The sequence below is a fragment of the Streptomyces sp. GC420 genome, from assembly GCF_009916105.1.
Taxonomy (GTDB): domain Bacteria; phylum Actinomycetota; class Actinomycetes; order Streptomycetales; family Streptomycetaceae; genus Streptomyces.
This window is the reverse complement of record NZ_JAAAXQ010000332.1, coordinates 1-9,111: the sequence shown is the minus strand read 5'-3', so window position 1 is coordinate 9,111 and position 9,111 is coordinate 1. Positions and strand designations below refer to the sequence as shown.

The 9,111-nt window shown below is 71.3% G+C and carries 6 protein-coding genes; 5 read left to right on the top strand and 1 reads right to left on the bottom strand.

The window, feature by feature from the left end:
• Positions 1-204: 204 nt before the first annotated feature.
• The gene (locus GUY61_RS30015) at positions 205-2,721 is read right to left on the bottom strand and encodes a DEAD/DEAH box helicase (RefSeq protein ID WP_166633392.1); all 2,517 of its coding nucleotides are present in this window, start codon (positions 2,719-2,721) and stop codon (positions 205-207) included.
• 83 nt (positions 2,722-2,804) lie between these two features.
• Here GUY61_RS30015 and bldG point away from each other — a divergent pair, with 83 nt between their 5' ends.
• From bldG to GUY61_RS29990, 5 genes are all read left to right on the top strand, one after another.
• Complete coding sequence (gene bldG, locus GUY61_RS30010; protein ID WP_166633391.1) at positions 2,805-3,146, top strand: anti-sigma factor antagonist BldG; 342 nt, start codon at positions 2,805-2,807, stop codon at positions 3,144-3,146.
• A 92-nt stretch (positions 3,147-3,238) separates the two neighbouring features.
• Complete coding sequence (locus tag GUY61_RS30005; RefSeq protein WP_166633390.1) at positions 3,239-3,688, top strand: ATP-binding protein; 450 nt, start codon at positions 3,239-3,241, stop codon at positions 3,686-3,688.
• A 264-nt stretch (positions 3,689-3,952) separates the two neighbouring features.
• Complete coding sequence (locus tag GUY61_RS30000; RefSeq protein WP_166633389.1) at positions 3,953-6,373, top strand: sodium-translocating pyrophosphatase; 2,421 nt, start codon at positions 3,953-3,955, stop codon at positions 6,371-6,373.
• Positions 6,374-6,596: 223 nt separating this feature from the next.
• The gene (locus GUY61_RS29995; RefSeq protein ID WP_166633388.1) at positions 6,597-7,190 is read left to right on the top strand and encodes a small secreted protein; all 594 of its coding nucleotides are present in this window, start codon (positions 6,597-6,599) and stop codon (positions 7,188-7,190) included.
• 112 nt (positions 7,191-7,302) lie between these two features.
• On the top strand, positions 7,303-8,826 hold the full coding sequence (locus tag GUY61_RS29990; RefSeq protein WP_166633387.1) for a methyltransferase: 1,524 nt from the start codon (positions 7,303-7,305) through the stop codon (positions 8,824-8,826).
• Positions 8,827-9,111: the final 285 nt, after the last annotated feature.

Sequence of the window (9,111 nt, the reverse complement as noted above, 5' to 3'; positions counted from 1 at the left end):
GGTCACGTCCCCGTCCGTCTCCGGTCACGTCCTCGGGCCCGGCCGGCCCGCCCCGCCCCGGCCGGCCCGCCCCGGCCGGGCCGGTCGTTCCGGGCCGGGTCGGCGGACGGCGCCGTCCGCCGGGAGTGCGTGCCGCCCGGAGCGCCTGCCGGACGCCGCGTGCCGGACCGAAGGTGCCGTCCGCGGGGGCATGCAGGGGGGCCGTCAGGCGGAACCGTGAGCGCCCGCCGGGTCCGGGGCGCCCTTCAGGAGCTCGCCGAGGAGCCGCACGGCTCCCCGCTTGTGCAGGGGCTCGTTGCCGTTGCCGCATTTCGGGGACTGGATGCAGGACGGGCATCCGGCGTCGCACTCGCAGGAGGCGATGGCCTCGCGGGTCGCGGTGAGCCAGGCGCGCGCGGTGTGGAAGGCGCGTTCCGCGAAGCCGGCGCCGCCGGGGTGTCCGTCGTAGACGAAGACGGTCGGCAGGAGGGTGTCCGGGTGAAGCGGGACGGAGACACCGCCGATGTCCCAGCGGTCACAGGTCGCGAAGAGCGGCAGCATCCCGATGGAGGCGTGTTCCGCGGCGTGGAGCGCGCCGCCCAGCTGCTCGGGATTGACGCGTGCGGCGTCGAGCTGGTCGTCGGTGACCGTCCACCACACCGCACGCGTGCGCAGGGTGCGGGGCGGCAGGTCGAGCCTGGACTCGCCGAGCACCTCTCCCGTGATCAGTTTGCGGCGCAGGTAGGAGACGACCTGGTTGGTGACCTCGACGGACCCGTAGCAGAGCCGGGCCCCGCCCCAGGGGATCTCGGTGTCGGTCTCGAGGACGGAGATGGAGGTGGTGTCGCGGGCGACGGTCGAATAGGGCGGGTCGGCCTGCTCCACGAGGGCCACGGAGTCCTCCAGGTCCAGGTGCTTCACCACATAGGTGCGGCCCTGGTGGAGGTGGACGGCCCCGTCGTGCACGGCGGCGTGTGACGCGGACTCGTCGACGGTGCCGAGGAGGCGGCCCGTGGAGGCCTCCACGACCTGGACGGGCCGACCGCCGCCGCCCCGGATGTCGGCGAGGTCGCAGGCCCGCTCGCGGCGCGTCCAGTGCCAGGCCGTCGCCCGCCGTCGCAGCAGCTTCGCGGCCTCCAGCTGCGGCATCAGACCGGCCGCCGCGGGCCCGAAGAGTTCCAGGTCGTCGTCGGTCAGCGGCAGTTCCGCCGCGGCAGCGCACAGATGGGGGGCGAGCACGTACGGATTGTCGGGATCGAGGACGGTGGACTCCACGGGCTGCTGGAACAGCGCCTCCGGGTGGTGCACCAGGTAGGTGTCCAGGGGGTCGTCGCGGGCGACGAGGATCGCCAGCGCGCCCTGCCCGGAGCGGCCGGCGCGGCCGGCCTGCTGCCACAGGGACGCCCGGGTGCCGGGGTAGCCGGCGATGAGGACCGCGTCGAGGCCGGAGACGTCGACGCCCAGTTCCAGGGCGGTGGTGGCGGCCAGCCCGAGCAGTTCACCCGAGTGCAGGGCGCGCTCCAGGGCCCGGCGCTCCTCGGGCAGGTAGCCGCCCCGGTAGGCGGCGACCCGCTTGGGCAGCGAACGGTCGACCTCCCTCAGCCGCTCCTGGGTGATCACCGCGATCAGTTCGGCGCCGCGCCGTGAGCGTACGAAGGCGACCGTGCGCACCCCCTGCACGGTCAGGTCGGTGAGCAGGTCGGCGGTCTCCGCCGTGGCGGTGCGGCGTACGGGGGCGCCCTTCTCACCGGACAGTTCGGTGAGCGGCGGCTCCCACAGGGCGAAGACGAGTTCGCCGCGCGGGGAGGCGTCCTCGGCGATCTCCACCACCGGCAACCCGGTGAGCCGGTGTCCGGCGACCGCGGGGTCGGCGGCGGTGGCGGAGGCGAGCAGGAAGACGGGATCGGAGCCGTAGCGGGCGCACAGGCGGCGCAGCCGCCGCAGCACCTGGGCGACGTGGGAGCCGAAGACCCCGCGGTAGGTGTGGCACTCGTCGACGACGACATAGCGCAGGGCGCGCAGGAAGGAGGACCAGCGCGGGTGGGAGGGGAGTATCCCGCGGTGCAGCATGTCGGGGTTGGTGAGCACGTAGTTGGCGTACTGCCGCACCCACTCGCGTTCCTCGACCGGGGTGTCCCCGTCGTAGACGGCGGGCCGCACCCGGTTGCCCAGCGGGGACGCCAGATCGCGGACGGCGCGCCGCTGGTCGGCGGCCAGGGCCTTGGTGGGGGCCAGGTAGAGCGCGGTGGTGCCTCGCCCGCCCGCCCGGCCGCCGCCGTCCCGCGGGAGCGGTTCGCGCCGCCGTGCTTCCCGGGTGGGGACCTCGGAGCCGTCCAGGAGGGCGGACAGCACGGGGGCGAGATAGGCCAGTGACTTGCCGGACGCGGTACCGGTGGCGACGACCACGCTCTCGCCGTCGAGGGCGTGCTCGGCGGCGAGGGCCTGATGGGCCCACGGATGGTCGATCCCGGCCCGCTGGATCGCGGCGATCACTTCCGGCCGGATCCGATCGGGCCAGACGGCATGCCTGCCCGTACGCGGGGGCAAGTGCTCCGTATGAGTGATGCGGTCAGCTCTGCCTGGCCCGGAGGCGAGCCGGTCGAGCACGCTGCGGGGAGAAGGGCGTTCGCCATCGCTCGGCGGCAGTTGGTTGTTGGCCATCGGCATCGAGTGTGTCACTGGCGTGACGGACAATGACCTCAAGGCGTCGTCGACGCCTGCCGGTAAGTGATTGAATGCCATCGCGGCTGCCGATCCGTCCCCTACCTTCGGTGGGGAGGCCCCAGGGGGCGACGGCTCGATAGCATGAAGGTGCTGGAGGATTCGTGGACCTGTCCCTGTCGACCCGGACCGTCGGCGACCGCACGGTCGTCGAGGTCGGTGGCGAGATCGATGTATATACGGCGCCCAAGCTGCGCGAGCAGCTGGTCGAGTTGGTGAACGACGGCAGTTACCACCTGGTCGTCGACATGGAGGGCGTGGACTTCCTCGACTCCACCGGACTCGGCGTGCTGGTGGGCGGACTGAAGCGGGTGCGTGCCCATGAGGGTTCGCTCCGTCTGGTCTGCAACCAGGAGCGCATTCTGAAGATCTTCCGCATCACCGGCCTGACCAAGGTGTTCCCGATTCACGCCTCGGTCGACGACGCCGTCGCGGCCACCGACTGATCCGGTCCCCGGGCTTCGGCCCGGGGAGCGGGGGGTCACGGGCCGCTGGAGCCCGGCCCCCTGGATGCATTCGTACGTCTGAGGGGGATGGCATGGCCACCGTCGAACTCCGCTTCAGTGCTCTGCCGGAGCATGTCAGGACCGCCCGCCTTGTGGCGGCGGCCGTGGCGCGCAGGGCCGGGGTGGACGAGGCTGTGCTGGACGAGGTGAGACTCGCTGTCGGCGAGGCCTGCACCCGTGCCGTGGGGCTCCATCAGAGCCATGGGATCACGGCCCCCGTACGTGTCGCGCTGACGGAGGAGGAGAAGACCTTCTCCATCGAGGTCGGCGACGAGGCACCGGCCCCCGCCGCCTCCGGCGTGGCGGGCGGTTCAGGCGCCGGTTCCGCTTCGGGCGGTGGGCCGGAGGACGCGGACGGCGAGGACGAGATGGGCCTGGCCGTCATCAGCGGGCTCGTGGACGACGTTGAGGTCACCTCCGGCGAGGCCGGCGGTCTCATCCGCATGAGCTGGCCCATCGTGCCCGACGGTGCCGTGCGCTGATCCACTTCATTTCCGGCCCTGCTGAGCAGGGCCTTTTTCATTTTTTCCGATCATCAACAGATCATGAATTGATCTCTGTTTCCATGGTCGACATGGGTCAACATGTTTCCCCCATTGGCCCTTTCGGGGGGTTCGGCGGAGTGCGATCATTTTGCTGGTCGGCAAAACAAGGCCGATTCCGTTTGTCGCGGTCTGTTTTGATCAGGGGCTGATCTCTAGAATCCGTCCACATCTCAAGCTCAGCCCAGACGTCAAGGAGGACGAATGGCGGGGCTTTCTTCCCCTCAACCCATGGATCTGACAGATCCTGCGGATCTGACGGATCATTCCTCGGCCCTCGCGGCGGCCGTACTGACCGATGGCAACCGGCTCCTGGTGGCGGTGATCGCCGTCGTGGCACTGGCGGCACTGGCGGTCGCCGTGGTGCTCGTGCGCCAGGTGCTCGCCGCGAACGAGGGCACCGACAGCATGAAGAAGATCGCGGCGGCGGTGCAGGAAGGCGCGAATGCCTATCTCGCGCGTCAGCTGCGCACGCTCGGAGTATTCGCCGTGGTCGTGTTCTTCCTGCTCATGCTGCTGCCCGCGGACAGTTGGTCACAGCGCGCGGGACGCAGCGCGTTCTTCTTGGTGGGCGCCGTGTTCTCCGCGGCGACCGGCTACATCGGCATGTGGCTGGCGGTGCGCAGCAATGTGCGTGTCGCGGCCGCGGCCCGTGAAGCCACCCCGGCCGAGGGCGAACCCGCCAGGGATTTGACCGAGGTCTCGCACAAGGCGATGAAAATCGCGTTCCGCACCGGCGGCGTGGTCGGCATGTTCACTGTGGGTCTCGGCCTGCTGGGTGCCTCCTGCGTCGTGCTGGTCTACGCGGCGGACGCGCCCAAGGTGCTGGAGGGCTTCGGCCTCGGTGCCGCCCTGATCGCGATGTTCATGCGAGTGGGCGGCGGTATCTTCACCAAGGCCGCCGACGTCGGCGCCGACCTGGTCGGCAAGGTCGAGCAGGGCATTCCGGAGGACGATCCGCGCAATGCCGCGACCATCGCCGACAACGTGGGCGACAACGTTGGCGACTGTGCGGGAATGGCGGCCGACCTCTTCGAGTCGTACGCCGTGACCCTGGTGGCCGCCCTGATTCTCGGCAAGGTCGCCTTCGGCGACTCCGGTCTCGCCTTCCCGCTGCTCGTTCCGGCGATCGGCGTGATCACCGCGATGATCGGCATCTTCGCGGTCGCCCCGCGCAGGGCCGACCGCAGCGGCATGACGGCGATCAACCGCGGCTTCTTCATCTCCGCGGTGATCTCGCTCGCCCTCGTGGCGGTCGCGGTCTTCGTCTACCTGCCGTCCACGTTCGCCGACCTGAAGGGAGTCACGGACAGCGACATCGTCGGCCACGACGGGGACCCGCGGGTGTTCGCGCTCGTCGCCGTGGCCATCGGCATCGTCCTCGCGGCGCTGATCCAGCAGCTGACCGGCTACTTCACCGAGACGACCCGCCGCCCGGTCCGCGACATCGGCAAGTCCTCGCTCACGGGACCCGCCACCGTCGTCCTGGCCGGCATCTCCATCGGTCTGGAGTCCGCCGTCTACACCGCGATGCTGATCGGCCTCGGGGTGTACGGCGCGTTCCTCCTCGGCGGTACGTCGATCATGCTGGCGCTGTTCGCGGTGGCGCTGGCCGGCACCGGCCTGCTCACCACCGTCGGGGTCATCGTCGCCATGGACACCTTCGGCCCGGTCTCCGACAACGCGCAGGGCATCGCCGAGATGTCCGGCGACGTCCAGGGCGCGGGCGCCCAGGTGCTCACCGACCTGGACGCCGTCGGCAACACCACGAAGGCCATCACCAAGGGCATCGCCATCGCCACCGCCGTGCTGGCCGCGGCGGCGCTGTACGGCTCCTATCGCGACGCCATCGCGACGGCCGTCCAGGACGTCGGTGCCAAGGCCGGGGAGATGACCCTCAGCCTGGACATCTCGCAGCCGAACAACCTGGTGGGCCTGATGCTGGGCGCCGCGGTGGTGTTCCTCTTCTCGGGGCTCGCCATCAACGCCGTGTCGCGATCGGCCGGTTCCGTGGTCTTCGAGGTGCGGCGGCAGTTCCGCGAGCACCCCGGGATCATGGACTACACCGAGAAGCCCGAGTACGGACGGGTGGTCGACATCTGCACGAGGGACGCGCTCCGGGAGCTGGCCACGCCGGGTCTGCTCGCTGTCCTGGCTCCCATTGCCGTCGGCTTCACACTGGGGGTCGGGGCCCTCGGCGCGTACCTCGCGGGCGCGATCGGCACCGGCACGCTGATGGCCGTCTTCCTCGCCAACTCGGGCGGCGCCTGGGACAACGCGAAGAAGATGGTCGAGGACGGCAACTACGGGGGCAAGGGCAGCGAGGCCCATGCCGCGACCGTCATCGGGGACACCGTCGGCGACCCGTTCAAGGACACCGCCGGTCCCGCCATCAACCCGCTGCTGAAGGTCATGAACCTGGTGGCACTGCTGATCGCCCCGGCGATCGTGCAGTTCAGCTACGGGGACGACGCCAGCCCGCTGCTCAGGGCCGGTATCGCGATCCTCGCGTTCGTCGTGATCGTCGGGGCCGTCTACGTCTCCAAGCGGCGCGGCATCGCCATGGGTGACGAAGACAACTCCGAGCGGGTGGCCAAGCCGGCCGATCCGGCGGCGGTCGGCTGACAGCTGCCCCACGCGGTTCGTACCGCCAGGTCACAGGACGGGCGGGTGGCGCACACAGCGGTGTGCGCCACCCGCCCGTCGGCCTTTTCCGCGCAAGTCCCGTGACCCTCGTCTCCCTGGTGCGAATGGATGTAATTCATCTGATATCGGTCAGGCGGTACACGGATGTCGCCCACATGGCGTGTATGTTCCGGGGCCGAGAGCCATGGAAGGGACCAACCCGGTGAACAAGAAGCTTTCAGCCGCACTGTCCGGCGGCGCGGTACTGGTACTGGCGTTGACGGGGCTGACCGGCTGCAGCAGCGAGGACAACAGCGACGACAAGGCCAACGACTGGGCCAAGAAGGTCTGTGACCAGGTCCAGCCACAGCTCAAGAACATCGAGAGCGCCAACACCTCCATCCAGGAGGCGACCGCGGACAACAGCACGCCGGAGGACGTCCAGAAGACCGACTCGGCGGCCTTCCAGAAGATCTCCGACGCGTACGCGGCCCTGGGCAAGGCCGTGAACAACGCGGGCGCGCCGCCCGTCGAGAACGGCGCGAAGACCCAGAAGGAGGCCGTCGCGGAACTCAACGGCACCTCCAAGGCGTATGCCGAGCTGAGGGCGAAGGTCGACGAGCTCGACACCAAGGACCAGGCGAAGTTCGCGGACGGCCTCAAGGGCGTCGCCGACGACCTGGAGAAGCTCAGCCAGAGCGGCGACGACGCGCTGAAGAAGCTCCAGTCCGGCGACGTGGGGCAGGCCATGGCCAAGCAGACCGGCTGCCAGCGCCCGTCGGGCGCTGGACCGGCCTCCGCCTCGCCCGGAGCCTGACCGGTCCACGGACGCCGCCGCGCACGGGTTCCGCCCGGCACCGCGGCGCACGACGGGCCCGGCACCCTCAGGGGCGCCGGGCCCATCGGCATTGACGGCGAGGACCGTCAGAATGGACCGCGTGAGGACCAATGCGCTGCCTGTGCCCGATCCGGACCATGTCGTACGCCTGCGCGAGGCGTTGCTCGTCGCCGGATTCACCGCCGACGGGCTCCTCGAGCTGCTCGGGGGGCCCGCGTACGCCGCGCTCGCGCGCAGCGAGGCCGTGCCCGCCCTGCGCGCCACACGGGGCGGCGGGCCGCTGGAGACACTCGTCCGGCTGTTCCTGCTGCAACGCCCCGTGCCCTACCAACGGGCGCGGGCCGCGCTGCCCGTCGAGGAGGCCCTGGGCGACGGCTGGCTGACGCGGGACGGGGAGCAGGTGCGGGCGACGGTCGACGTCCGGCCGTACGGCGGGCCGGCCGGCGAGGACTGGTGGATCGTCTCCGACCTCGGGTGCGCCGTCGGCGGCGCGGGAGGCATCGGCAGCAAGGACGAGCAGGTGGTGCTCGGTGTCGGCGGCGCCTCCACGACACTGGCCGGCATCACGGTGCGTACGCCGGTCGCGAAGGCGCTCGACCTCGGCACCGGCTCCGGCATCCAGGCGCTCCACGCCGCGCAGCACGCCACCCGGGTCACCGCCACCGACCTCAACCCGAGGGCGCTGGGATTCGCCCGGCTCACGCTCGCGCTCTCCGGGGCCCACGAGGCGGATCTGCGGCAGGGCTCCCTCTTCGAGCCGGTCGCGGACGAGACCTTCGACCTGATCGTGTCGAACCCGCCCTTCGTCATCTCGCCGCGCCCCGCCGAAGGAGCCCGGCTGACCTACCGGGACGGCGGCATGGGCGGCGACGACCTGTGCCGGACCCTGGTCAGGGAGGCGGGAGACCGGCTGAACGACGGGGGATACGCGCAGTTCCTCGCCAACTGGCAGCACGTCGAGGGCGAGGACTGGCACGAGCGGCTGCGCTCCTGGGTGCCGCCGGGCTGCGAAGCCTGGATCGTGCAACGCGACGTGCAGGAGGTCGCGCAGTACGCCGAGCTGTGGCTGCGCGACGCGGGGGCGCACCGCGGGGACCCCGGCGAGTACGAGGCCCGGTACAACGCGTGGCTCGACGAGTTCGAGGCCCGCAAGACCAGAGCCGTCGGCTTCGGCTGGATCACCCTGCGCAAGTCCGGCGCCGACAGTCCCTCGGTGGTCGTCGAGGAGTGGCCGCACCCCGTCGAGCAGCCGCTCGGCGAGGTCGTGCGCGCGCATTTCCGCCGCCAGGACTACTTGCGGACGACGGACGACGCGGGTCTGCTCGCCGCCCGCTTCCGGCTCGTCGACGAGGTGGTGCAGGAGCAGGTCGGACTGCCCGGTGCGGAGGATCCCGAACACGTGGTGCTCCGTCAGAACCGCGGTATGCGACGGGCCACGAAGGTCGACACCGTCGGCGCCGGGTTCGCGGGTGTCTGCGACGGAGGCCTCACCGCCGGCCGGATCCTGGACGCCATCGCCCAGCTGGTCGGCGAGGACCCGGTGCGGCTCAGGGACCGTACGCCGGATGCGATCCGGCTGCTGGTCGGACAGGGGTTCATCGAGCCCGCGGAGTGACGCACCCGGCCAAGGGCCCGGCGGCGCGTGAGGGTTCACCGCCCACGCGCCGGTGCGGCCGGTCCGTACGGGCGACTTGGCGGGCGGGGGATCGCGTGCGGGAGCGGGCACGGGAACGCGTGCGGGAGCGGGGGTGCGGTCACGGGAGTCGCAGTCACGACGGCGGTGGGCCGGCCGCGGATCCGGCACCGTGCGGGGCGCGCCGGGCCGTCCGGAGCGGCCGCTTCCCGGCCGCGCCTCGTCCGCTCCCCGGCTGACCGGCGCGACCTCGGGTGCGCCGCGGGG

Coding starts and splice junctions, on each gene's coding strand:
- GUY61_RS30015 (WP_166633392.1), bottom strand. CDS start 2,721: ATGGCATTCAATCACTTACCGGCAGGCGTCGACGACGCCTTGAGGTCA.
- GUY61_RS30005 (WP_166633390.1), top strand. CDS start 3,239: ATGGCCACCGTCGAACTCCGCTTCAGTGCTCTGCCGGAGCATGTCAGG.
- GUY61_RS30000 (WP_166633389.1), top strand. CDS start 3,953: ATGGCGGGGCTTTCTTCCCCTCAACCCATGGATCTGACAGATCCTGCG.
- GUY61_RS29990 (WP_166633387.1), top strand. CDS start 7,303: ATGGACCGCGTGAGGACCAATGCGCTGCCTGTGCCCGATCCGGACCAT.